22 protein-coding genes are annotated in these 24,098 nt (G+C 53.6%); 12 read left to right on the forward strand and 10 right to left on the reverse strand.

Annotated features, from left to right (window positions below):
* The first annotated feature begins 5 nt into the window (after positions 1-5).
* The 4 genes from ACQ0MK_RS15270 to ACQ0MK_RS15285 all read left to right on the forward strand — a co-directional run bounded on the left by ACQ0MK_RS15270 (position 6) and on the right by ACQ0MK_RS15285 (position 6,631).
* On the forward strand, positions 6-1,988 hold the full coding sequence (locus tag ACQ0MK_RS15270) for a heme lyase CcmF/NrfE family subunit (protein WP_430473336.1): 1,983 nt from the start codon (positions 6-8) through the stop codon (positions 1,986-1,988).
* A 21-nt stretch (positions 1,989-2,009) separates the two neighbouring features.
* A complete protein-coding gene (gene ccmI / locus ACQ0MK_RS15275) occupies positions 2,010-3,239 on the forward strand; it encodes a c-type cytochrome biogenesis protein CcmI (protein WP_430473337.1) in 1,230 nt (409 codons plus the stop codon).
* A 316-nt stretch (positions 3,240-3,555) separates the two neighbouring features.
* A complete protein-coding gene (locus ACQ0MK_RS15280; RefSeq protein ID WP_430473338.1) occupies positions 3,556-4,002 on the forward strand; it encodes a response regulator in 447 nt (148 codons plus the stop codon).
* Between the two features lie 22 nt (positions 4,003-4,024).
* Positions 4,025-6,631: an ABC transporter permease gene (locus tag ACQ0MK_RS15285; RefSeq protein ID WP_430473339.1), complete on the forward strand. Its 2,607-nt coding sequence runs from the start codon at positions 4,025-4,027 to the stop codon at positions 6,629-6,631.
* Between the two features lie 113 nt (positions 6,632-6,744).
* Here the strand turns inward: ACQ0MK_RS15285 and atpC are convergent, their stop codons facing one another.
* The 7 genes from atpC to ACQ0MK_RS15320 form a co-directional block, all read right to left on the reverse strand.
* On the reverse strand, positions 6,745-7,149 hold the full coding sequence (gene atpC, locus ACQ0MK_RS15290) for an ATP synthase F1 subunit epsilon (protein WP_350042647.1): 405 nt from the start codon (positions 7,147-7,149) through the stop codon (positions 6,745-6,747).
* Positions 7,150-7,190: 41 nt separating this feature from the next.
* Complete coding sequence (atpD, locus tag ACQ0MK_RS15295) at positions 7,191-8,609, reverse strand: F0F1 ATP synthase subunit beta (RefSeq protein WP_350042648.1); 1,419 nt, start codon at positions 8,607-8,609, stop codon at positions 7,191-7,193.
* Between the two features lie 52 nt (positions 8,610-8,661).
* Positions 8,662-9,552 (reverse strand): F0F1 ATP synthase subunit gamma, encoded by an 891-nt coding sequence (locus ACQ0MK_RS15300; RefSeq protein ID WP_430473340.1) that lies wholly within the window; start codon positions 9,550-9,552, stop codon positions 8,662-8,664.
* 30 nt (positions 9,553-9,582) lie between these two features.
* The gene (gene atpA / locus ACQ0MK_RS15305; protein ID WP_350042650.1) at positions 9,583-11,115 is read right to left on the reverse strand and encodes a F0F1 ATP synthase subunit alpha; all 1,533 of its coding nucleotides are present in this window, start codon (positions 11,113-11,115) and stop codon (positions 9,583-9,585) included.
* Positions 11,115-11,672, reverse strand: a complete 558-nt coding sequence (locus ACQ0MK_RS15310; protein ID WP_430473341.1) for a F0F1 ATP synthase subunit delta — start codon at positions 11,670-11,672, stop codon at positions 11,115-11,117. Before ACQ0MK_RS15310 ends, atpA begins: the two co-directional genes overlap by 1 nt.
* Before the next feature lie 419 nt (positions 11,673-12,091).
* Positions 12,092-12,730, reverse strand: a complete 639-nt coding sequence (locus tag ACQ0MK_RS15315; protein WP_430473342.1) for a glutathione S-transferase family protein — start codon at positions 12,728-12,730, stop codon at positions 12,092-12,094.
* Positions 12,731-12,770: 40 nt separating this feature from the next.
* Positions 12,771-13,094 (reverse strand): dATP/dGTP pyrophosphohydrolase domain-containing protein, encoded by a 324-nt coding sequence (locus tag ACQ0MK_RS15320; RefSeq protein WP_430473343.1) that lies wholly within the window; start codon positions 13,092-13,094, stop codon positions 12,771-12,773.
* A 65-nt stretch (positions 13,095-13,159) separates the two neighbouring features.
* Here ACQ0MK_RS15320 and ACQ0MK_RS15325 point away from each other — a divergent pair, with 65 nt between their 5' ends.
* Positions 13,160-13,993, forward strand: a complete 834-nt coding sequence (locus ACQ0MK_RS15325) for a substrate-binding periplasmic protein (protein ID WP_430473344.1) — start codon at positions 13,160-13,162, stop codon at positions 13,991-13,993.
* 24 nt (positions 13,994-14,017) lie between these two features.
* On the opposite strand, the gene ACQ0MK_RS15330 is transcribed toward ACQ0MK_RS15325, so the two are convergent.
* On the reverse strand, positions 14,018-16,249 hold the full coding sequence (locus ACQ0MK_RS15330; protein ID WP_430473345.1) for a primosomal protein N': 2,232 nt from the start codon (positions 16,247-16,249) through the stop codon (positions 14,018-14,020).
* A gap of 196 nt (positions 16,250-16,445) precedes the next feature.
* On the opposite strand from ACQ0MK_RS15330, the gene fsa reads away from it, so the two are divergent.
* The 6 genes from fsa (at position 16,446) to ACQ0MK_RS15360 (ending at position 21,619) form a co-directional block, all read left to right on the forward strand.
* Positions 16,446-17,102 carry a fructose-6-phosphate aldolase gene (gene fsa / locus ACQ0MK_RS15335; RefSeq protein ID WP_350042656.1) on the forward strand — a complete coding sequence of 219 codons (657 nt, stop codon included), beginning with the start codon at positions 16,446-16,448 and terminating at the stop codon, positions 17,100-17,102.
* A 139-nt stretch (positions 17,103-17,241) separates the two neighbouring features.
* On the forward strand, positions 17,242-17,931 hold the full coding sequence (locus tag ACQ0MK_RS15340) for a DUF484 family protein (RefSeq protein WP_350042657.1): 690 nt from the start codon (positions 17,242-17,244) through the stop codon (positions 17,929-17,931).
* Positions 17,910-18,860 (forward strand): tyrosine recombinase XerC, encoded by a 951-nt coding sequence (locus tag ACQ0MK_RS15345; RefSeq protein ID WP_430473346.1) that lies wholly within the window; start codon positions 17,910-17,912, stop codon positions 18,858-18,860. The genes ACQ0MK_RS15340 and ACQ0MK_RS15345 overlap by 22 nt, the downstream gene beginning before the upstream one ends.
* A 103-nt stretch (positions 18,861-18,963) precedes the next feature.
* A complete protein-coding gene (locus tag ACQ0MK_RS15350; RefSeq protein WP_430473347.1) occupies positions 18,964-19,569 on the forward strand; it encodes a glutathione S-transferase family protein in 606 nt (201 codons plus the stop codon).
* A 97-nt stretch (positions 19,570-19,666) separates the two neighbouring features.
* On the forward strand, positions 19,667-20,158 hold the full coding sequence (locus tag ACQ0MK_RS15355; protein ID WP_350048181.1) for a class I SAM-dependent methyltransferase: 492 nt from the start codon (positions 19,667-19,669) through the stop codon (positions 20,156-20,158).
* Between the two features lie 72 nt (positions 20,159-20,230).
* Positions 20,231-21,619 (forward strand): glutamine synthetase family protein, encoded by a 1,389-nt coding sequence (locus tag ACQ0MK_RS15360; RefSeq protein ID WP_430473348.1) that lies wholly within the window; start codon positions 20,231-20,233, stop codon positions 21,617-21,619.
* Between the two features lie 57 nt (positions 21,620-21,676).
* Here the strand turns inward: ACQ0MK_RS15360 and ACQ0MK_RS15365 are convergent, their stop codons facing one another.
* Complete coding sequence (locus ACQ0MK_RS15365) at positions 21,677-21,901, reverse strand: hypothetical protein (protein WP_430476038.1); 225 nt, start codon at positions 21,899-21,901, stop codon at positions 21,677-21,679.
* Between the two features lie 307 nt (positions 21,902-22,208).
* Positions 22,209-22,484 (reverse strand): hypothetical protein, encoded by a 276-nt coding sequence (locus tag ACQ0MK_RS15370; protein ID WP_350048175.1) that lies wholly within the window; start codon positions 22,482-22,484, stop codon positions 22,209-22,211.
* Between the two features lie 569 nt (positions 22,485-23,053).
* On the opposite strand from ACQ0MK_RS15370, the gene nadA reads away from it, so the two are divergent.
* Positions 23,054-24,076, forward strand: a complete 1,023-nt coding sequence (gene nadA / locus ACQ0MK_RS15375) for a quinolinate synthase NadA (RefSeq protein WP_430473349.1) — start codon at positions 23,054-23,056, stop codon at positions 24,074-24,076.
* Positions 24,077-24,098: the final 22 nt, after the last annotated feature.

Raw genomic sequence — 24,098 nt, forward strand, 5'->3', positions numbered from 1 at the left:
TACTCATGATTGTAGAGATCGGACATTACGCGTTGATACTATCGCTTGTGGTAGCTATCGCGCAATCGACCATCCCGTTTTTGGCGGCATCCCGCCGGGATCCGGTGCTTTTGATGATTGCACCGCGTTTGGCGATAACATGCTTTGCCTTGGTCGCGACCAGCTTCCTTGCGCTGACCTATGCCTATGTCACGTCCGATTTCTCGGTCGTAAACGTCATGGCAAACAGCCACACATCCAAACCGATGATCTATAAAATCACCGGTGTGTGGGCCAATCATGAAGGGTCGATGTTGCTGTGGGTGATGATTCTCACACTGTTTGGCGGCGCGGTTGCTGCCTTTGGTCGTAACCTTCCACCCAGCCTGCTTGCGCGAGTTCTGGGTGTGATGGGCCTGATCGGGTTTGGGTTCATCCTGTTTATTGTTCTGACCTCCAACCCGTTTGGCCGCATTATGAACCCGCCACTTGACGGGGAAGGCATGAACCCGTTGCTTCAGGATCCGGGGATCGCCATTCATCCGCCGTTCCTGTATCTCGGCTATGTCGGGTTTTCCGTTGCCTTTGCCTTTGCGGTGGCCGCCCTGATTGAAGGGCGGGTTGATGCCGCATGGGCCCGTTGGGTCCGTCCATGGACCTTGGCCGCGTGGGTCTTTCTGACCGCGGGTATCGGGCTTGGATCATGGTGGGCGTATTACGAGCTTGGCTGGGGCGGCTGGTGGTTCTGGGATCCGGTGGAAAACGCATCCTTTATGCCCTGGCTTGCCGGGACGGCATTGCTTCATTCTGCCATCGTGGTGGAAAAACGCGATGCCCTTAAAAGCTGGACCATCTTTTTAGCCATCATGGCTTTTTCATTTTCCCTTTTGGGCACCTTCCTTGTCCGTTCGGGTGCTTTGACATCGGTTCATGCCTTTGCCACTGATCCGACGCGTGGGGTGTTTATCCTGATCCTTTTGTGTATCGCAGTCGGTGGGTCTTTGACCTTGTATGCCTGGCGCGCACCGACCTTAAAGGGCGGCGGGCTGTTTCAGCCGATCTCACGCGAAGGCGCATTGGTGTTTAACAATGTGCTGCTGTCGATTGCGGCGGCCATGGTTTTGCTGGGCACCCTGTATCCATTGCTGCTTGAAACCCTGACCGGCGAAAAGATTTCCGTCGGCGCACCGTTCTTTAACGCGACCTTTGTCCCGATTATGACGCCGGTGATCATTGCCATGGCCTTTGGCCCGATGATGCCGTGGAAACGCGCCGACCTTCTTGGCGTATTTAACAAGCTCAAGATCGCATTGGCTGCAACCGTTGTGATTGTCCTGATCGCATTATGGCTATCAGGTGGTCCGGCCTTTGCCCTGTTTGGGTTGGGTTTGGCAACCTGGTTGTTTGTCGGCTCCATTCTTGAATGGGCCGGGCGTATCAAGCTGTTTCGTGAACCCTTTGATGTCAGCCTGCGCCGGATGCGCAATCTGCCACGATCCGCACATGGCACCATGTTGGCCCATGCCGGGGTGGCGATTGTCGTTGCCGGGATTACCGGATCGCAAGCATGGACAGAAGAAGCCGTTCAGTCGCTGTCGGTTGGTGAAAGTGCGCAAATCGCGGACCACACCTTTACCCTGTCTGACATCCGCGAATATCAGGGGCCGAACTTTGTCGCCCGTGAAGCAGAAGTCACCATCACCACACCGGGCGCACGCACCCTTGTCCTGACACCGGAGAAGCGCGTTTACACGGTTGAAGGCATGCCAACGACCGAGGCCGGCATTCATTCAAGCTTCACCGGCGATATCTATGCCGTGATCGGGGATCAGGATGAAACCGGCAAGTGGATTACACGGTTTTACGTCAAACCGATGATCCCGTGGATGTGGGCCGGTGGTCTTGTCATGGTGTTTGGCGGTTTGATGTCATTATCTGATCGGCGCTATCGCATTGGTGCGCCGACCCGTTCCCAAAAATCCGCCGCCAAGGCGGTTCCTGCAGAATAAGCATTAGGGCAGAAAACCTTCATGACCATCTGGATTGTTCTTGGCACGATAACGCTTCTGGTAGCGGGGTTTGTTCTTTGGCCTGTTGTACAACAGCACCAAAAGGCCGCGTCTTCTTCCAATGACGTCCCCGATAGCGAAATTGAACGCGATCTTGCTGTTTATCGCGATCAACTTTCGGAAATTGACCGTGACATTGATCGTGGCGTCTTGAACGCCGAACAGGCAACCGCCGCCCGCATTGAAGTGCAACGCCGCATCCTTGCCGCGGATCAGCGGATCAAGGATCAGACCGAAGCACCAAACCGGACATTAAGCCCCGCCGCACCAAGCTTCATCGCCGTCGGATCGATTGCATTGTTCCTTTTGGGGGGCTTTGGGCTTTACCTTGATCTTGGCAATCCCGACATGCCCGACCGACCGATTGCCAGCCGGGTTGATGAAATAAATGCCATTCGGCAGGCCGAATCCATTGATGAAGACCGGGCCATTGTCCTGAACCGCGCGGTGAGTGATCTTTCACAAAAACTGATTGAAGACCCTGCCAACCTTCAAGGGTGGGAGCTTCTTGGCGCAAGCCTGATGGCGCTGGGGCGTCCTGTTGAGGCACAAACAGCCTTTCTTGAAGCCGTCAAACTGTCTGGCCGGGATGGTGATTATCTGGCGATGTATGCCGAAAGCCTGATTCGCAGCAATAACGGCCAAATCAACCCCATCGCCCTTGGTGTCCTGAACGAAGCCGCAACCACCGACAGCGCTGATCCGCGCATTCAGTACTATATCGGTCTGGCCGACGCGCAGAACGGTAAGGTTCCGGCGGCTGTTGATCGCTGGATCGCACTTGCCAATGATGCCCCGGCGGATGCCGGGTGGCTTCCAATCGTGGTTACCCGAATCAAGGATGCCGCCCTTGCACAAGGGATCGACATTGAAAACCGTCTTGCGATCGCAGAGGCCCCCGCTCCGATGGCAGGGCCAAGCGAAGACGATGTTCGCGCAGCCCAGCAAATGACGCCAGAAGAACGTCAGGAAATGATTCTTTCGATGGTTAGTGGCTTGGCGGAGCGTCTTGAAACTGAACCGGATAATCCGGATGGCTGGGCCCGTTTGATGCAGGCCTATATGGTTCTTGGCAAACCCGCAGAGGCCCGCACAGCCTATCAAAAGGCTGGCGATGTCTTTGCCGATCAACCTGAACTGGTGAACAGGTTCGATGCCCTTGCCAAAGAGATCGGGATCGTCACCAACTAGGGAACCGGGCTTGTTCGTTGGTTTGCGATAGAGTCGCAAATTTTATGACAATCCCCCTTTTTCTGGCACTTCTCGCGCACCATCTTTCATACGTAAGGATATGGTTTTCTACTTTACCAAGCCTTATTGAATTGATTTTCGTGCTAAAGTATGAGAACCAGACTTAAGGATAGCTAAATCGAAAGTGATCATCCTAACTGAACGAGATGCCTTTTATGGCTGGGGGGCCATTCTCTCTTTGGGTTCAGTGATCTAGTTAATGCGGCTCGAAGTGAACTGGGATAGGGAAAACCCACCCGGAAGGATAATGGGTACAATGTCCGCTCAGGAAAATGGTGCGATAAACAATCTATTGTTGATTGAAGACAATCCCGGCGATGCACGTCTTGTACGTGAGGCGCTTCGGGAGTTCAAAAAACCGGTAGAACTTCATCACGTTAAAGATGCAATGACGGCTTTGCAGTTTCTTCAACAAGATGGCCCATTTCGCAATGCCCCGCGTCCGCGTCTTATCCTTCTGGATTTGAATATGCCGCGCAAAGATGGCCGGGAAATGCTGCGCGATATCCGCAATGATCCCAATTCTTCCTCCATCCCGGTAATTGTTCTGACCACGTCGGGTGCGGATCATGATGTTGATCTTTGTTATGCAGCGGGTGCAAACTGTTATTTGCGCAAACCCGTCGATGTGACAGAATTCATTGAACTGATGAAAATGATCGAATCTTTCTGGCTGGGGTTGGCGTTAACCCCGACGCCGTAACCCACCTGCCAGCGAGACTGCCGTGTCCCGCCTGCCCTTACGATTTTCCAGATATCGACTGCATATCGCCAGTCTTGGATTTGCGCTTCGCGAGTTGCGTAAACCTGATATTGGGGTATGGGCGATGTTTGCGACCCTTGTGTTCGCCATAACGGTCCTTATCCTGACCGTCAGCCTGACCCATTCCGTGCGCGATGCCATGCGCCAATCGGCCCAACAGACAATCGGCGGGGACATTTCCCTACGTCTGTTTCACCGCGCGCCATCATCGGATGAAATTACGTTCCTAAAGACACTCGGCGCCCTCAGCCTGAGTGCCGAACAACGGGTCATGGTCCGGCACGAGAACGATAAACCACCCGTTCTTTCGGAATTAAAGGCGATTGACCGGACATATCCGCTTTATGGCGCGACATCTTTGTCACCTGACATACCGATCACAAATGCGCTTTCAACGCAAAACGGGATCGCGGGCGCGGTTGTTGACCCGGAATTCGTTGATGAAACGGGACTGTCGATTGGTGATATGATCCGGCTTGGTCGTCAGGGTTTTCAAATTCGGGGCGTCAGTACATCTGAGCCAGAACGCAAATTCAGGCTTTTCTCACTCGGGCCACGGGTCCTTGTGTCGCTGGAGGCTTATCGCAACAGCAATCTTCTTGCGCCGGGAAAACAGATTTACTGGTATGCCCGATTGAAAATTCCGGGCAGTAGCCCAACGCAGAACCGCAATGTCATCGCCCAAATTGAAGATCGCTTTCCCGATAGTGGTTGGCGGATTGTTAATGCGACCGATGGCATTCCGGGGATTGAACGCATTGGTGATTTTGCATCCGCCTTTGTCAGCTTGATTGGCATTGCCGTCTTCGCCATAGCCATGACGGCCATCCATAATGCCCTGCATGCCGATCTTCTCAGCCGTCAGAAACGCTTTGCCCTGATGCGGAGCACCGGGGTCCGCCCAAGACAATTGGGAGCAGCAATTATTTGGCACATCACGCTGATCATCGTGGCAGCAATTGCGGTTAGCGCATTGATCACTACTTTGATCAATCAACTGCTTCTGCCGGTGATGAGCCAACAATTCGGATTTGACCTCACCCAAAGCTATCAAGATGGACATCTGATCCTTGGTTTTATTATCGGCTTCGTCGCACTTGTCGCCATCAACCCGATACGATCAGCCTGCCAAACCACACCTGCAAGACTGTTTCGCCATCAGTCCGCGCGTCAGGCATCAAACACCGGCCCGTCTGCCAATCGCATCCAATCAATGCTATCCCCACACCGGCTGCTGTCTTATGGGCTCGGCATTTCCCTGTTCGCCCTTGCCTGTCAGCTGATTGATCTTGGCTGGTTTTCCGCCGTTCTGATCAGTATCCTGATCCTGTGCCTTGTCGTCTTTGTTGGGTTTGGCGGTTTGATGCGCTGGGGGGCCGGGAAGCTTGCCAGTCAGAAAATAGCACTACCGTCCGTCCGGCTGGCATTGCGCAACATTGCCCGTCCCAATGCCCCGACCGTCACCATGGCAGCATCATTTGGCTTGGCGATCACGTGCCTGTTTGCCGTGATCCTGTTTGGTTCCCTTGCCAGGCATCATTTGAAATCCGTCTTGCCAGCACAAACACCCGATCTTGTCTTTTTCGATCTGCCCCCAGATCAGGCGGCCGCTTTTCGCGCGCAAGCCAGCGCGATACCGGCGGTAAAATCAGTGACCCAGATGCCGTTCCTTCATGGCCGTGTCACCCATATCAGCGGCCAGCCAATCAAACTTGCCGATGTGCCGCGGCGCTATCACTGGTTCGTGCGCGGAGATCGCGGGATTTCATGGGCAGATGTGCCCAATGCCGATATGCAAAACAATCAGGTGGTCGCGGGGCAGTGGTGGCAGGAAAACAGCCTTAATGCACAATTGGCGTCCCTTGATGCCGATGTGGCGAAGACCCTTGGCGTTGGGATAAATGATCAATTGACGGTCAATATCAGGGGCCAAGGACATGACGTCACTATTGCCAACCTTCGCAAGATTGACTGGACCCGGCTTGGCCTTGATTTCCCGCTGGTCTTTTCACCGATGGCACCCGCCATTGATCATGGCGTGATCAGTACGCTTAGCCTGCTGGATCAGAACAGAAACAGCCTTGCGGCCGTCGCAAGCACCCTTCAGGCGGCCTTTCCCGACATTCCCGCCATCCACATACCCGATGCACTGGCAAAGCTTACGGGCCTGTTTGACGCTGCGTTGCGCGGACTTGTCGGATTGACTGTCCTGGCAACCGTTGGGGCGGTGTTTGTGATCCTTAGCGGCCTGATCGCCCTTCGCCAAAGTCAGGCCAACGATCTTGCCATGTTGCGCGCCTTGGGCATGCGCCCAAACCAGATTGTCAAAACCGGTGCGCTTGAAACAGGCATGATATTGGGGGCAAGTGGACTCGTTGGATTATGTGCCGGGAGCGCAATTGCCATTGTCGCCGGTCAGGCCGTCGGTGCGATTACTTTCGCGCAGATTATAGAGGTTATTGGACCGATTGCCGTCATCACCATGATCGGGATTTGCGCGATTGGGTTTGGTGGGGGCTGGGTATTGCAAGCATCGGCTTTGCGCTCCCAACCCGGCTGGCGCGGGTAAGTCTTTGCGGCACGCTGTTACCTGCCCCGAACCACCAATTCCTGGACGAGACAACGCAACGAAAAAGGCCGCCCCAAAAAGAGCGGCCTTTTTCAATATTCTTGAACCAACGATTAGTTCGACAGGGCAGCAATCTGTGCACGGGCAATGTCAAGCGAACGCTCGGCATTGGCTTTATCGTGTGCAGTGCTGGCAGCCTTAAGATCGGCTTGTGCCGTCTCAAGACGTGCCTGCGCTTCGTCAGCTTTCAAGTCGGCAACCGGAACCGCTTCTTCTGCCAGAATGGTGCAACGCTCGGGATTAACCTCTGCAACACCGCCAGCAACGAAGATACGCTCGGAAACCTTACCACCTGCATAGATGTCGATGACACCCGGACGAATGGTCGAGATCATCGGTGCATGCTTTGGCAGCACACCGAAATTCCCGTCCGTGCCCGGAACAACGACCATCTCGACCGGCTCGGATTTGAGCAGGGCAGACGGCGAAACAAGTTCCAGTACAGTCGTATCAGTCATGACAATCCTCGCTCCTTAGCCGGAGGGGGACCGAAACTGCCTTAAGCAGCTTCGGCCATCTTCTTGGCTTTTTCGATGGCTTCTTCGATAGTACCGACCATGTAGAATGCCTGTTCTGGCATGTGGTCGTATTCACCAGCGCAGATCGCTGAGAAAGCCTTGATGGTGTCTTCGAGCTGAACAAACACGCCCGGAGTACCGGTGAAGACTTCTGCAACGTGGAACGGCTGCGAAAGGAAACGCTGAATCTTACGGGCACGTGCCACGACCAGTTTGTCTTCTTCCGAAAGCTCGTCCATGCCGAGAATGGCGATGATGTCCTGAAGACCTTTGTAGGTCTGCAGAATACGCTGAACTTCACGAGCGGTCTCGTAGTGTTCCTTACCAATCACGCCGGGATCGAGTGCACGCGAGGTGGAATCGAGCGGGTCAACTGCCGGATAGATGCCGAGCTCGGCAATCTGACGGTTCAGCGTGGTGGTTGCATCAAGGTGAGCAAACGAGGTTGCCGGTGCCGGATCGGTCAAGTCATCGGCCGGGACGTAAATTGCCTGGACCGAGGTAATAGAACCTTTTTTGGTTGAGGTAATACGTTCCTGCAGCGCGCCCATGTCGGTTGCCAGCGTAGGCTGATAACCCACAGCAGACGGGATACGACCGAGAAGTGCGGACACTTCCGAACCAGCCTGAGTAAAGCGGAAGATGTTATCGACGAAGAACAGAACGTCCTGGCCTTCTTCATCACGGAAATATTCCGCAAGCGTAAGACCGGTCAGAGCAACACGTGCACGTGCTCCCGGTGGTTCGTTCATCTGGCCATAAACCAGTGCAGCTTTAGAACCGCCTTCCGGATTGATAACGCCCGAGTCCATCATCTCGTGATAGAGGTCGTTACCTTCACGGGTACGTTCACCAACACCTGCGAAAACAGAATAACCACCGTGGCCTTTTGCCACGTTGTTAATCAGTTCCATGATGAGAACGGTTTTACCCACACCTGCACCACCGAACAAACCAATTTTACCACCCTTGGTGTACGGAGCGATAAGGTCGATGACCTTAATACCGGTAACCAGGATTTCGGTATCAGTTGCTTGATCGGTGAAAGACGGTGCTTCACGGTGGATCGGCAATTTCATTTTTGAATTGACCGGACCACGTTCATCAACCGGCTCGCCGATGACATTGAGGATACGACCAAGGGTTTCCGGACCAACCGGAACCATGATTGCATCGCCCGTATCAAGGACCTGCTGGCCACGCTGCAAGCCTTCGGTGGTGTCCATCGCGATGGTACGGACGGCATTCTCACCAAGATGCTGTGCAACTTCAAGAACCAGACGCTGGCCGTTGTTGTCAACGGTCAGTGCGTTCAAAATGGGCGGCAACTCTCCGTCGAACTTAACGTCGACGACGGCGCCCATTACCTGGGAAATTTTCCCCGACTTTATATCAGCCATAAGTGTTGTCTCCTGCTCGGACAAAACTATCCGTTATCTTCCTGCGACCCGCTTACAAAGCCTCGGCGCCGGAAATGATTTCAATCAGTTCATTGGTGATCTGAGCCTGACGTGAGCGGTTATATTGGATGCTCAGTCGGTCGATCATGTCGCCGGCATTGCGGGTTGCGTTATCCATAGCGGACATACGCGCACCGTGTTCGGACGCACTGCTTTCAAGCATTGCACCGAAAATCTGGACGCCAACATTCCGTGGCAGCAAATCAGCGAGAATTGCTTCTTCAGACGGTTCATATTCGTAAACCGCAGAAGAACCAGTTGCTTCTTCCTGCACGTCAACATCTTCACCCACGAATGGGATCAACTGCTGTCCTGTCGGGACTTGCGAAATTGCGGACACGAACTTGTTATAGAAGACCGTGCAAACGTCAAATTCGCCTTCGCCATACAGCGCCAGAACTTTATCGGCTACTTCGCTGGCAGAGGAGAAGTTAATCCCTTTCTTGCCTTCGATGCCGGTATACCGGGCGACAATACTGTCACCAAATTCACGCTTGAGCGCATCTGCCCCTTTGCGGCCAACACAGATCAGCTTCACCGTCTTGCCTTCAGCCCGAAGGGCCTTGGCTTTAAGGCGGGTCGCTTTCACGATCGATGCATTGAAACCACCGCAAAGGCCACGGTCGGCAGTAAAGACGACGAGCAAATGCACGTCCTCTTTACCCGTACCGGCCAGAAGCTTTGGAGCACCTTCATTGCTACCGACGGCACTTGCAAGACGGCCCAGCATCGTTCCCATGCGTTCAGCATAGGGACGCGCTGCTTCCGCTGCATCTTGTGCACGACGGAGCTTGGAGGCTGCCACCATCTTCATCGCCGAAGTGATTTTCTTCGTCGACTTGACGCTGGCAATGCGCGAGCGCAGATCCTTCAAACTAGCCATTGCGTTTCCTCCTTCGCCTAAGTTTCAGTCTTACGCGAAGGTTTTCGCGAACTTGTCGAGGAACGCTTTAAGCTTCGTTTCGCTGTCGTTAGACAGAACCTTTTCGGTGCGGATCGCATCAAGGATGTCAGCACCAGCGGAACGAATGTCCGACAGGAACTGGTCTTCGAAAGCGCGAACCTTGTTTACCGCAACACCGTCGAGGTAACCTTTAACACCTGCATAGATCACAACGACCTGCTCTTCGACTTTAAGCGGCGAATACTGCGGCTGTTTGAGCAGCTCGGTCAGTCGTGCGCCACGGGCCAGAAGTTTCTGGGTTGCTGGATCAAGATCCGATGCGAACTGTGCGAATGCTTCCATCTCACGATACTGAGCGAGTTCCAGCTTGATCGAGCCGGCAACCTGCTTCATCGCTTTGATCTGTGCGGACGAACCAACACGCGAAACCGACAGACCAACGTTCACAGCCGGGCGTACGCCTTTGTAGAACAGGTCGGTTTCAAGGAAGATCTGACCGTCGGTGATCGAAATCACGTTGGTCGGAATAAACGCGGAAACGTCGTTGCCCTGGGTTTCAATGACCGGAAGTGCGGTCAGCGAGCCAGCGCCGTTTTCGTCATTCATTTTCGCAGCACGTTCGAGCAAACGCGAGTGCAGATAGAAAACGTCACCCGGGAATGCTTCACGCCCTGGAGGACGGCGAAGCAGAAGGGACATCTGACGATATGCAACTGCCTGTTTGGACAGATCATCGTAGAAGATCGTTGCGTGCATGCCGTTATCACGGAAATACTCGCCCATTGCGCAAGCAACAAACGGTGCAAGGAACTGCATCGGCGCCGGATCGGACGCGGTTGCGGCAACGACGATGGTGTTTTCCATCGCGCCACGTTCTTCGAGAACCTTAACAACCTGTGCAACGGTCGAACGTTTCTGACCAACTGCAACATAGATGCAGAACATCTTGTCGCTGTCGGTTTTCGCAGCATCGTTCACCGGCTTCTGGTTCAGAATGGTGTCGATGATGATTGCGGTTTTACCGGTCTGACGGTCACCAATGATCAGCTCACGCTGGCCACGGCCGATCGGGATCAGGGAGTCAATTGACTTGATACCGGTCTGAACTGGTTCGTGAACCGATTTACGCGGAATGATGCCCGGTGCTTTGACGTCGGCAAGGCGACGTTCTTTGGTACCAAGATCACCTTTACCGTCGATCGGATTACCCAGTGCGTCAACGACGCGGCCGAGAAGTTCTTTACCAACCGGAACGTCAACGATGGCGCCAGTACGTTTAACCTGGTCACCTTCTTTGATCGAACGGTCAGAACCGAAGATCACGACACCAACGTTGTCTTCTTCGAGGTTAAGGGCCATGCCCTTAATGCCACCCGGGAAGTCAACGAGTTCACCAGCCTGAACATTGTCCAGACCATAAACACGGGCAATACCGTCACCGACGGACAAAACTTGTCCAACTTCGGCAACTTCGGCTTCAGCGCCAAAATTAGCGATCTGATCCTTGAGAATAGCGGAGATTTCCGCAGCGCGGATTTCCATCACGCAACCCCTTTCATAGCGAGCTCGAGCTTCTGCAATTTAGTACGAAGCGAGGCATCAAAAACCCGGGAGCCGACTTGGACGACAAGGCCGCCAAGAACCGCCGGATCAATTTTAAGGTCCACTTTTACAGTGGCGCCGACAACGTCTTTAAGAGCGTCGGTAACGGCTTCGATTTGCTCTTTCTTCAGCTCGGCTGCCGAAGTCACCTGAGCGGTCACTTCGCCATTATGAGCTGAGAGCATGGAAAGGTAGGAACTAATAACACCCGGCAGGACAAACAAACGACGCTTCTGACACAGAAGCCCAACTGTCTTCTTGGTCAACTCGGAAATACCAAGCTTATCCAAAAGAGCAGCCATCGCGTTGGCCTGCACATCCCGGGAAATCACGGGACTGCGGAGTACATTCCGGAGGTCATCGCTGTTTGCAATGGCCTGGTCGAGCAAGACAAGATCACTTTTGACAGCATCAAGCTGCTTAGCCGATTTGGCCAAGTCAAATAGTGCTGTGGCATAGCGCCCTTGGAGCCCGGTCGCGGCAGTATTTTGGGACACCGGTGAAAGCCCTCAATTCTGGTTATGAGAACGACTCGGATACGTATAAAAAAATGATCTCCCGAAAGGGTCTCCTTCCGGGAAGCGAGCGTTTGGTATCACATGTCCTGAGCATGGGCAACCCCCGCGCAAGCGCATTTGGACGCTCTTTTTCATTCTGTGGCAAAGAAGGGCTTAAACTGCACCAATTCACCTGTTTTTCGCGGGGTTCTACAACTATTTAATAATAAGCTGTTTCGCGCAAGACGCGGATTCTTGCCGCGACCAAATCGCGTTTAAGGTGCGATTCTCCAGACATTCTGATCTCGCAGCCGCGTGCCCACCGCGATCAAGAATTAACATTGCTGTCAAAAAGTGTAATCGACTTCACATTTTTGCAGGCAAACTGCCAATTTTACCGATCCAAACCATCTCTTGTATCAATCTGGCCATCCCGAAAGACCTTCGCGTTCATTCAGATCGCGATAGGACGGTCTTTCGCACACGTGATCGATATATTTGCGCAATACCGGTCGGGTCGTCGCAGCACATGCCATATGGCGCGACCAGCGCATCAACATGATAGCCAGCATATCAACGGTGCCAAATATATCCCCCATCAGATATGGCTGGCCGCCGTGAAGTCGTTTTTCGAAATCATCCCAGGTCGCACTGATGCGCTTTTCCGCAAGTGCCTTTACCGCAGCGGCCCCATCCGGGTCGCCATCCTTGGCGGCATAAAGCCAGTCCCGCATCGCAGGCATCAGGGTATTGGCAATATAAAGTGTCAATTGCAGCCATTCGGCCCGCTGCGCTGTATTAGGTTCTGGCAACAGGTTTGATTCGGGGTGGCGTTCGGCCAACATCATCATCAAGGCAACGGATTCGCCATATGGCACATCATCGACCACAAGGGTCGGCACCCGTCCGGACGGGTTCAAACGTAAATAGTCCTGATTGCGCTGCTGGTTGTTATCAATATCAACCAGCAGCGTCTTAAACGGAACGTCAAGTTCGATCAGCATCCAGTGCACGGCCATGCTCGCAGCACCCGGCGCATAAAAAAGCGTGTAACTCATCATGCTTTCCCAAAAATATACGTAAGGATTATCGACCTGATCAAATATGCAATCCGGTACCATCACCTTTTGAGGACCAGTTGCGCGACCGGTTGATTGCCATTTTCGCGCGGACTTTTTTCTTCAGCTCCAGACCGAACTGATCGACCAACCGATACAGCAAGATCATGACGTCAGCAGCTTCTTTGCCGATCTCGGCAACATCATCCGCATCAATGGCTTCGCCAAGCTCATCCATTTCAAGCATTGCCCGCATCAAAAGCGCCTTGGGATCACGAACCGGGCCAAAAGTCTTTTCCGCCCAATCACACATCGAACGCTGCGTTTCCGGTTCAGAATTATTAATTTCGCAACTCTTTTCCAATTTTAATCCATATATAGAGTAAGATAGCAAACGCGACCGCCGCCTAAAGTTTGAGGACAGCAGGTATGAATATAAGCGCAATCACAGCAAACGGGTGGAACTTCTTTCGCCTTATGGCCTGTGTCTGCGTCACATTGTGCGTTCTTATCGTATCATCGCAAACCGCCATTGCCCGGACGTTGATCATCGAAGGACTTTCCGAGCCACCGTTAAAGTGGCTCTCACAAGACGTCCCGCGCGGCATTGATATCGATATCATGACCGAAGTTCTCGATGAAATGGGCATCACCGATTTCACATTTCACTTTGTCGATAGCGGCCGCAGGCTTTTGCACAATGCCGAAAACGGCTTTTCCGACATCACACTGACACTTTCGCTTAATGATGAGCGCAGCAAGTATCTGCTATATCCAAACGAAGCACATTTGCTTCTTGATTGGCGGTTTGCCGTCCGCGCCGAAGACGCCAATCGCATCCGTTTTAGCGAACTTAGTGATCTGGAAGGATTTCGGATCGGGGCCGCAGCGGGCTATTCCTATACAAAAGCTTTTTGGGATTCCGAGCTCGACATCGAAGCCGTCGCCCGCAATGACCTTTTAATTCCGATGCTTCTTGAAGAACGCTTTGACGTCGTCCCGGTGAATTACCTGAGCACGGCATTTGAAACCATCCAGTCGGGCCTGCGGCAAAAGATCGCATTCCTTTATCCGCCCTTACGTCGGGCAGCATATTACAACCCGTTTTCCAAGGCATCCGATTATCCGGGCAAGGAACGCTTTATCGCACGTTACGACCGCATCATCCGCGACATGCGAAACGACGGCCGGTTGCTTGCGATTTTTGAACGGTATCTTGGCCCGGATGGTGTTGATTGGTGGGAGTCTCAATATGCGCAATAGACCACACACTGAAGCATCTGCAGATTACATGAAGCTGTAGGGATCAATATCGACCTGCACGCGGACACTGCCTGGTGTTTTGACCTTCGACAGCCATTCGTGAATCAAGGCTTGCATCTTGACCGATTTATCCGCCCGGATCAGGAACCGTCGGCGATACCGCCCACGCAGTAGTGATAATGGTGCGGGGGCAGGCCCCAAAACCATCAATCCATCGCCTCGTGGCGCCGCGCGGCCAATCCGCCATGCGGCTTCATCAACTTCATTTTCTTTTTTCCCGCTAATGATCAGGGCGGCCAACCGACCATGCGGCGGCATGCCATGGGTCATGCGTTGGGACAGCTCAACCTCGTTAAAGGCATTGCGATCACCTGCGGCAATTGCCATGATCACGCGGTTGGCCGGATCAGCCGTTTGCAACATCACAGTCCCCGGTCGATCCCCACGCCCGGCACGCCCTGCAACCTGTGTCAGAAGCTGATAGCTTCGTTCGGCAGCACGCAAATCCCCGCCCGCCAATCCAAGATCAGCATCGACAACTCCGACAAGGGTCAGCATCGGAAAGTGATAGCCCTTGGCAAGAATCTGCGTTCCAATCAAAAGGTCCACTTCCTGATTGTGAACCCGTTTAACCAGCTCTGTCGCGGCTTTGGGCCCCATAATGTTGTCAGATGTCGCAACCTCGATCCGGATATTGGGGAATGTTTCGACCGCCTCTTCAAACAATCGTTCCACCCCCGGACCACAGGGGGCTAACTTGCCCTCAGCCCCGCAGGCCGGGCAGGTATCAGGGGCTTTTGCCTGATATCCGCAATGGTGGCATTGCAGCTTCCCCCATGCGCGATGCTCGACCAGCCATGCCGTGCAGTTCGGGCACTGGAACCGATGCCCACAGGCCCGACACAGGGTCAGCGGCGCATAGCCACGGCGGTTCAAAAACAGCATTGCCTGTTCGCCATTGGCAAAGGTTTCGATCAACCGCTTTTTGAGTGTTGGCGTAATCCAGCGATTCCGTTCCGGTTTGTCCTTGCGAATATCAATGATTTCGACACTGGGCAGAACCGCAGCCCCATGGCGATTACCAAGTTCAACCCGGTGATATCGACCGGCTTCGACATTGGCCAATGTTTCAAGCGACGGGGTTGCCGATGCCAGAACCACCGGAATATTGCCCAGATGCGCACGCGTTACCGCCATATCACGCGCATGATAAATCACACCGTCTTCTTGCTTGAACGCGTGTTCATGTTCTTCATCGACCACGATCAGGCCAAGATTCTGGAACGGTAAAAACAGGGCTGATCGCGCACCAACAACAAGATGGGCCGAACCATCCGCGACGGAGCGCCACGTATCACGCCGTCGCGCCTGCCCCACTTCGGAATGCCAAAGTGCCGGGTTTACGCCAAATCGGTCGCGGAACCGCTGCAACCATTGCGCCGAAAGCGCAATTTCAGGCAGCAAAACCACCACTTGTTTGCCTTGCGCCAAGGCCGCGCGGACGGGTTCAAAATAGACTTCGGTTTTCCCCGAGCCGGTAATGCCATCCAGAAGCGTGCAGGAAAAACCATCTTCCTCGACACGTTGACACAGCGCGTCGGCGGCTTCGGTTTGTTCATCGGACAAATCAGGCCGGGCAATATCAAGATCCGGCAACTCAAACGGTGACGGGCGCGCGACCATCAAACGTTGCACAGCACCAGCTTCAACCAGCCCCTTGACCACACTGGCACCTGCCCCGGTTTCACGCAGGATATCGCCTTGTTCCATCGACGGGTGATCGGCCAGAAACGCCATGACGCGTTTACGCGGCGGGGTCATCCGCAAACTTGATGCGTCAAAATCACGGTTGAGCGTAAATCGAAAAATGGGTTTTGGCTGTTCCAGTGCATCCGGGACGCTCATTGCCATGCGCAAAACAGCCCCTTGCGGCGCCATGGTATAGGCCGAAACCCAATCAATGAATTTGCGGGTAACCGCGGGCATCGGTTCGGCGGGCAGAACACCATAAATCTCGCGCAGCTTGGACGACTCGACATCGCCCTTGGCATCCCCCCAGACAACGCCGCGCTGGGTTTGCCGCCCTAACGGGATTTCGACGAAGTCACCGGGTGCAACGGATAAACCTTCGGGCACAAGATAGTCATACGGCCCGGCCAACGGCAGTGGCGGCAGCACAGAAATGGTCTGTGCAGTTACCTGAAAGGCCGGATCATCAGCAAACAGATTTCCAGATGTGGCCTTTGCCGCGCTCATATATTATAAACCCCGTCGGAATGCCTGTTGGGCCGGTCGGAAGAACATCTTCGACGACCCGCAGCATATTAGAAAACGGTCCCACAGCTTGGATCAGGAACCGTCCATTGGATGGAGCCGGACCCTAGCAGCTAACCGCATCATCGAACAACGATCTTCAAACGACGATCTTCAAAAGGTCCGAATAGGAAATCCAATGAAGTTTTTCATCGATACCGCTGACATCGAAGCAATCCGCGAACTCGCCATGTCCGGCCTCGTAGACGGTGTCACCACCAATCCGTCGCTGGTAGCAAAGTCTGGCCGACCGTTTCTCGAACTGATCAAGGAAATTTGTGACGTCGTCGACGGCCCGGTCAGCGCAGAAGTTGCTGCGACCGATTACGACACCATGGTCGCAGAAGGCCGTAAACTGGCAAAAATTGCCGACAATGTCGTCGTTAAGCTACCACTTACCGCGGACGGCCTCAAAGCTTGCCGCACCTTCACCGACGAAGGCATTCAAACCAACGTTACACTTTGCTTCTCGGTTGGTCAGGCCATTCTTGCCGCCAAAGCCGGTGCAACTTATGTTTCGCCGTTCGTTGGCCGTCTGGATGACATTTCGTCTGATGGCATGCAGCTGATTGCTGACATCGTTGACGTTTATGGCAACTACCCGAACTGGACCACCGAAGTCCTCGTGGCTTCCGCACGTGGCCCGCAGCATGTTGTCGATTCGGCCCGCCTTGGTGCCGATGTCGTCACCATCCCGCCGCAGGTTCTCGGTCAGTTGACCAAACACCCGCTCACCGACAAAGGTCTTGAGACCTTCCTTGCTGATTGGGAAAAAACCGGCCAGTCGATTCTGTAATATCGGCGCTGTTATCAGGCAATATTGCCTGATCAGCAGATAAAAACCGACCTTGCTGCGGTTTTTAACATGCATTTAACCCGGCTGCCCGCATTGTGGCAGCCGGGTTTTTTATTTCTCATTTTTCAAGCCGGAACCGATGGAAAAGACAGCTTTGCGCGCCGACGATGTGGCCGACTACCTTGCCGAACATCCTGAATTTTTCACCTCGCGCGCTGATTTGCTCGAAAGTCTTGAGCTACCGGTACGCGAAATGGGCGATGGCGTTGCCGATATGCAGCAATATGTCGTCACCCGCCTGCGTGATGAACGTGAAAAGCTGCGCGGTGCGACCAGCGAGCTTATCAATATCTCCAAATCCAATCTCGAAACCCAAAGCCGCATTCACCGTGCGGTTCTGGCATTGCTGAATGCCCGCGGCTTTGAAACCTTTGTCGAAGCACTACAGGATCTTGTACCCGAGCTACTTGATCTTGATGCCATCGCCATTTGTTTTGAAGAATGTGACGAAGCACCGGTACCAAGCTGTGACGGGCGTGTGCGCCGTCTTGTTGTCGGGGCGGTTGATCAGGTTCTTGGTGAAGAACAGGATGTCTGGCTTTTGCCAGATGATGCCGGCGATGAAGCGATCTTTGGCCCCAAAGCCTCTGAAATCCGATCGGCTGCCATTGTCCGTCTTGCCCCGTTTTATGGCGATCCGGTCGGGCTTGTTGCCTTTGGCGTCAAGGAACCGGGCTATTTCAGCCCGGCACAGGCCAATGACCTGATCATGTTTTTGGCGTCTGTGATTGAATTTGGTGTGCGTCGATGGCTGACTCAAACAGTCTGACCGCAATTAATCTTCCATCTGATATACGCGAAGCCATTGCCGATTGGCGCACATGGCTTCGCGATGAACGCCGCGCCTCCAGCCACACCACCGAAAACTATCTGGCAGATTTATATGCCTTTCTTGGTTTTATCGGCGGGCATCTTGGTGATGTGCCAACCCTCAAAGATCTGCTGCGCTTAAACCCGCGTGATTTTCGAAGCTGGCTGGCCCGGCGCAGCATGGATGGCATGGCCAAAACATCGACGGCCCGTGCCCTTTCATCCTTGCGCAATTTCTATCGATTTCTGGAACGATCCGGCCGCGGACAGAATGCCGCCGTGCAGTCAATCCGCAATCCGCGATTACCCCAAACCACCCCAAAGCCATTGGCCCCGATTGATGCCATGGCGGTTCTTGAAAATGCCGGTGCATGGCAGGATGAACCGTGGCTGGCCAAACGAAATCTTGCTCTTTTCACCCTGCTATATGGCTGTGGCCTTCGTATTTCCGAGGCGTTGGACCTTAACGCCAATCAACGGCCAACGGGCGATTCGATGGTTATCACCGGCAAGGGCAACAAACAGCGTCTTGTCCCGGTTCTTCCCATCGTGCGCGAAGCGATAGAAGATTACGTCCGCACCTGCCCCTTTGCCCCGAACGGGGATGATGCCCTGTTTCTTGGTGCGCGTGGCAACCGGCTGGTTGCCCAGGTCGCCCAACGTGAAATGCGCAAGGTCCGCGAACTTTTAAACCTTCCTGAAACCGCAACGCCGCACGCATTACGCCATTCCTTTGCCACCCATCTTCTTGCTGGTGGTGGAGATTTGCGCACCATTCAGGATTTGCTGGGTCACGCGTCGCTTTCAACCACCCAGCGCTATACCGCCGTTGATACCGAACAGCTCATGGCGGTCTATAACGGCACCCATCCGCGTGCGCGGCGATGACCGCAAAGACGATGCCATAATCATTTTGCAAAATTTCGGTTTCTCCGGGTTGCACTTCCCCCTTACACTGCGCGCAAACAATTGATCCGCCCGGAGGAAAATCATGATTCTGCGATCGAGTGGCCCGTCCCCGTTTGGCCGAAAAGTTAAAATCGTTGCTAAAATGCTTGGCATTTACGATCAGCTGACCGTTGAAATGTCCAACACCAACGACCCCGAAGACAGCCTGCGCATCCAGAACCCGTTGGGGAAAATCCCGATCCTGATTTTGGACGGGGATCGCAAGATTTTTGATAGCCGGGTTATTTGTGAATATCTCGACGCGCAAGTCGATGGCATCAGCCTGCATCCAACCGAAGGCGACGCCCGCTGGGAAGCCCTAACCCTTCAGGCACTTGGCGATGGCATCGTCGATGCATCGATCCTTCAGGTCTATGAAGTCCGCATGCGCCCGGAAGAAAAACGCTATGCCGATTGGATGAGCTATCAGTCAGACAAGGTCAAACGGGCCCTGGATCAGATCAGCGTCACCCCGCCATCACTTGACGGTGACCTTACCATTGGGCACGTCGCGATTGCCTGTGCGCTTGGATATCTTGATCTGCGCTTTGACGGTGCATGGCGCGCAACCTATCCGACATTGGTGGCCTGGCTTGATGCGTTCCGCGCCCGCGTTCCGGCGTTTGATGCGACGAAATTTGAAGGCTAAGCTTTTTATGCCCTGTGTAAGGGTCTCCCTGCACAGGGCGTAAACCCAGATAAATCAGATATTTATAATATTAATATAACTCGGAGCTTCAACTGATATGTCACGCCTGAACAGCGTTATTCGCCGCCTGCAAGCACAACGCGATTGCCTGAATGCGGCCGCAGAAATGATCAAGGATCAGGATGGCATCGTGCTTGAAGTTGGCTTGGGCAATGGTCGTACGTTCGATCATTTGCGTGAAATCATGCCAGACCGGGAAATCTATGTCTTTGATCGTCAGATCGCCGCCCACCCGAAATGCATTCCTGATGACGATCATTTGTTCCTTGGCGATATTTTTGAAACGCTGCCAATGGCGGTTGAACGGTTCAAGGGCAAAGTCGCTTTGGTGCATTCCGATGTCGGTACGGGTGACGAGGCCCTGAATGCCAAGATCGCTTCCTTTATCGGCGCGACCCTGCCGACCGCCCTTATGACAGGTGCGATTGTCGCATCCGATCAGAAAATTGACGTGCCCAACACCATCGAAGAACCCTTGCCCGAAGGTGTGCCGAAAGATCGTTATTTCTTCCGGCGCTATCAGGGGTAATATCCCGATCTCAAGGTTGCCCGCCGATCATGGCGGGACTAATACGATAAAACACCATCAGGATGCCATCTTGTGACCACCGCAAACGCCCCATCGCCAAGCACCAGCCAACTTTCCGAAGCACAGGATTTCCTTGCGAAATATCCGGATGTTGAAGCCATTGATATCATCCTCACCGATTTCCATGGCATTGGCCGGGGCAAGACGATCCGTCGTCACGAACTGGAAAGCATCTATAAATCCGGGCGCGGCCTGCCAAGTTCGATCTTTGGTCAGGATGTCAGCGGTGAGGATGTCGATGATTGCGGGCTGGTTCAGACCGGCGGGGGTGGTGATTGCCGGTGCTGGCCGGTTCCCGGAACATTGGGATATTTGCCCCATACCGGACGCGGGCAGCTTCTGATCAGCATGTATGAAGATGACGGATCGCCCCACGATGTTGATCCGCGCAATGTCTTTGCCGCACAGGTCAAACGTGCACAAAAACTTGGCTATCACCCGATGGGCGCGTTCGAGCTGGAATTTTATCTGGTGGATCGCAAGGCGGATGCAGGCGGGCTGTATCATCCGGCATCCTATGCCATGACCAAACGCCGCAGCACACTGCGCAACACCATGTCGGTCGACGAGATTGACGAAATGTCGCCGCTGTTTGATGCGGTGTACGAAGGGGCCAAGCATCTTGATCTGACACTTGAAACCCTGATTTCGGAATATGGTCCGGGTCAGTATGAAATGACCATCCGCTATCGCGATCTGATGCGCGCTGCGGACGACGTGATCATTGCCAAACGCCTGATTCGCACCTGCGCCCGGCGCTTCGGGATGGAAGCAGTGTTTATGCCCAAACCGTTTGGCAACGAAGCCGGATCGGGCATGCATCTTCATCTGTCACTGGCCGATGAAAACGGCAACAACCTGTTTGCCGATCAGGCCGATGGTTCATTAAGCCCGCTCATGCTTCATGCCATTGGCGGCATTAGCGGCACCATTGGCGAAACCATGCTTCTTCTGGCCCCGTTCATGAATTCATGGCGCCGGTTTGCATCGGCGATGTATTCACCTGCCTCTGATGACTGGGGCGTTGAAAACCGCACCGTGGCATTACGGGTTCCGGGCACACCGGGCAAAACCCGCCATTTCGAACATCGCATTGCCGGGGTTGATGCCAACCCGTATCTGGTCGCAGCTGTCACGCTGGGTGCTGCACTTGATGGGATTGAAGGCAAGATTGATCCGGGCACGCCATGCGATGATGAAATCGGTCAGGCAAAAGCGCCGAATGACCTGCCGCGTCATTGGCTGGACGCAATTGACCAATTTGGCGCGTCTGATTTCAACAAACGCACCCTTGGCCCAAGATTCCATATGGCCTTCACCAAGATCAAGCAGGCGGAATATGAACAGATGGCGCTGAAGATCTCAGCCGCTGAATGGGAATATTACGGATTTTCGGTCTAACATCTGTTCCCAAAAGAACAAATCTGTTCGCATTTGCGTGCCTTTAGGAAGCCATCGTCAGTAGCTCAAGTTCAGACCGAGCATGCTGCTAATGGTATAGGCCATCAGCCCAACCCCTACCAACGCCACAACGAAGAGTGCGGTGATCTTGGCGCTTGCGCGCAGAACCGCTTCCCTTCCCTTCTTCTCCCCTTGGTCGTAATGCCACTTGATGGCGAAGAACATCGCGGTCAGCAGTGCAACAACTTTAAACGTACCGAAGACGATCGGGACCCAATCCATATTCAAGACTTCTCATTTACGTCAGCTATGTGAGTTATGAATTCATCTTGGGCGAACATGTACCTCTCTTTCTGCAACGCTGACATGTAACGGCAGAACGCGATTGATCCGTTCGGGGTGACTGATGTCAACCAACACGCACCCGGCCCGCGATTCGACACTGCTTTCACTAGGATCAAGCAGGTAGAACATGAACAGATTGCGCTGAAGGTTTCAGGTGCTGAATGGGAATATTACGGATAATCGGTGTGATCCGTTTTCCGGTCAGGATGGCCTGACCGGGAACAGATCGAGACACCATCAGGCATCAGAAGACGCGTTTGGCGCGATTATTTGATTTTCGCGCCGAGAATGCGACTTTCGGGCGGGCATCAATCATTTTCTGATCGCGCAGATAGGCTACTTCAAGATCACGGGGATCAACGCTGACCACGCGGCCATCGACCGGAAGGTCAGAATTGGTATTCAGATGCATCTGTGTCGAAACCCATTGCCATGTCGGATAGGTAACACTTTCATCCTGCGTTTCTTCCGTGGTGACCTTATAGGAACCGGCTGGCAAAACTTCGGCATAGCCGCGCATGCTAAAAGGTCTTACAAAATTCAGAATCTTCGATGTGGTACGGTTTGTCAAAAAGAGCTCCTGGCGCGCGAACGCACGTTGGTTCGAAAGGACATGCAGGACGATTCCCACCACCTAACAATCAGATATCATTTCAGGCACGTGATTTATCGCGGGTCGCCATCGGGACTTAAAACATCCCCATCGACACCGCGTTGATCAAAATAAAATTCAAAACAGAAAGCGATATATTTGCGATACTCTAAAAATATATCCAGTTTTTACTATATGAATATTTCCTTGAAATTTGCAATCATCTTCTTTTTTATTTCGCATTTTCAAATAAAACGCCGCCTTAATTTTTAGGGCTCCGGCATCGACAACCCATTTTTCTTGGTAAATCAAGAACAGGGTTTTTAGGGCGGAAGCCGGGCCAACCGCCATCCTGACTTAAACAATCGCCATCAAGCACCCCTATTCCTTGCCTTCCCGGCCCAATGGCGATATTCAGGTTTCAAACTGTCATTAACTTGCAATGCCGGGCCCCACTGCTTATCTCCGGCTTGCAACAGGCGAGATGAGACGACGCCATGAATGAGATGATCACCATTGCCGAGGCATCAGCCGACGCAATGTCAGAAATGCAGATTGATCCGACTTTGGATCTTGAGGCGGAAATTGCCCGTCTTAAGAAAGAAAAGAACGCGATCATTCTGGCCCATTACTATCAGGATGGGGAAATTCAGGACCTTGCCGACTTTGTCGGTGACAGCCTTGATTTGTCGCGCAAAGCCGCCGAAACCGATGCCGATGTCATCGTGTTTTGTGGCGTGCGCTTTATGGCCGAAGTTGCCAAAATCCTTAGCCCCAATAAAACCGTTCTGCTGCCGGATTCCAAAGCGGGTTGCTCGCTCGAAGATTCGTGCCAGCCAGAACCGTTCCGCAAATTCCGTGCAGAACATCCAGATCACGTGTCGATCACCTATATCAACTGCTCAGCTGAGGTGAAGGCCGCATCCGATATTATCGTGACCTCGTCCAATGCGGCCGAGATCATTGATCAAATCCCGGCAGACAAGCCGATCCTTTGGGCCCCGGACCGCCATCTTGGCGCCTATCTTGCCAAAAAAACCGGTCGGGACATGACGCTTTGGAACGGGTCATGCATCGTGCATGAACAGTTTTCCGAACGCGAACTGATCCGTTTGCAAACGCAAAACCCGGACGCCAAGGTTGCCGCACACCCGGAATGCCATGAAGGCATTCTGAAACATGCCGATCACATTGGATCGACCCGTGCCATTCTGGAATATGTGATTAATGGCCCGGATCAGAAATACCTGATCGCGACCGAGCCCCACATCATCCACCAGATGGAAAAATCCGCCCCGCACAAGGAATTCATTCCGGTTCCGGGTGCCGATGGGTCATGTGCGTGCAACAATTGCCCGTTCATGGAACTTAATACGCTCGAAAAGCTGTATCTGTGTCTGGTCAATAACGGCCCACAGATTGTCATGCCAGAAGACCTGCGCGTGGCGGCGGTAGCACCGCTTGAACGTATGCTCGAAATGTCAAAACACATTCCGGTCAAAAAAGACGACGCGGCCTAGGCCAAAACAATTCACAGCCCCG

Source organism: Thalassospira lucentensis, assembly GCF_050516545.1.
In the GTDB taxonomy this organism is placed as follows: Bacteria; Pseudomonadota; Alphaproteobacteria; order Rhodospirillales; family Thalassospiraceae; genus Thalassospira; species Thalassospira lucentensis_C.

Bases quoted from the DNA above. Each gene is read 5' to 3' on its own strand.
- ACQ0MK_RS15270 (WP_430473336.1), top strand. From the start codon at position 6: ATGATTGTAGAGATCGGACATTACGCGTTGATACTATCGCTTGTGGTA.
- ccmI (WP_430473337.1), top strand. From the start codon at position 2,010: ATGACCATCTGGATTGTTCTTGGCACGATAACGCTTCTGGTAGCGGGG.
- ACQ0MK_RS15280 (WP_430473338.1), top strand. From the start codon at position 3,556: ATGTCCGCTCAGGAAAATGGTGCGATAAACAATCTATTGTTGATTGAA.
- atpC (WP_350042647.1), bottom strand. From the start codon at position 7,149: ATGACTGATACGACTGTACTGGAACTTGTTTCGCCGTCTGCCCTGCTC.
- atpD (WP_350042648.1), bottom strand. From the start codon at position 8,609: ATGGCTGATATAAAGTCGGGGAAAATTTCCCAGGTAATGGGCGCCGTC.
- ACQ0MK_RS15300 (WP_430473340.1), bottom strand. From the start codon at position 9,552: ATGGCTAGTTTGAAGGATCTGCGCTCGCGCATTGCCAGCGTCAAGTCG.
- atpA (WP_350042650.1), bottom strand. From the start codon at position 11,115: ATGGAAATCCGCGCTGCGGAAATCTCCGCTATTCTCAAGGATCAGATC.
- ACQ0MK_RS15315 (WP_430473342.1), bottom strand. From the start codon at position 12,730: ATGAGTTACACGCTTTTTTATGCGCCGGGTGCTGCGAGCATGGCCGTG.
- ACQ0MK_RS15325 (WP_430473344.1), top strand. From the start codon at position 13,160: ATGAATATAAGCGCAATCACAGCAAACGGGTGGAACTTCTTTCGCCTT.
- ACQ0MK_RS15330 (WP_430473345.1), bottom strand. From the start codon at position 16,249: ATGAGCGCGGCAAAGGCCACATCTGGAAATCTGTTTGCTGATGATCCG.
- fsa (WP_350042656.1), top strand. From the start codon at position 16,446: ATGAAGTTTTTCATCGATACCGCTGACATCGAAGCAATCCGCGAACTC.
- ACQ0MK_RS15340 (WP_350042657.1), top strand. From the start codon at position 17,242: ATGGAAAAGACAGCTTTGCGCGCCGACGATGTGGCCGACTACCTTGCC.
- ACQ0MK_RS15345 (WP_430473346.1), top strand. From the start codon at position 17,910: ATGGCTGACTCAAACAGTCTGACCGCAATTAATCTTCCATCTGATATA.
- ACQ0MK_RS15350 (WP_430473347.1), top strand. From the start codon at position 18,964: ATGATTCTGCGATCGAGTGGCCCGTCCCCGTTTGGCCGAAAAGTTAAA.
- ACQ0MK_RS15355 (WP_350048181.1), top strand. From the start codon at position 19,667: ATGTCACGCCTGAACAGCGTTATTCGCCGCCTGCAAGCACAACGCGAT.
- ACQ0MK_RS15365 (WP_430476038.1), bottom strand. From the start codon at position 21,901: ATGGATTGGGTCCCGATCGTCTTCGGTACGTTTAAAGTTGTTGCACTG.
- ACQ0MK_RS15370 (WP_350048175.1), bottom strand. From the start codon at position 22,484: ATGCGCGGCTATGCCGAAGTTTTGCCAGCCGGTTCCTATAAGGTCACC.
- nadA (WP_430473349.1), top strand. From the start codon at position 23,054: ATGAATGAGATGATCACCATTGCCGAGGCATCAGCCGACGCAATGTCA.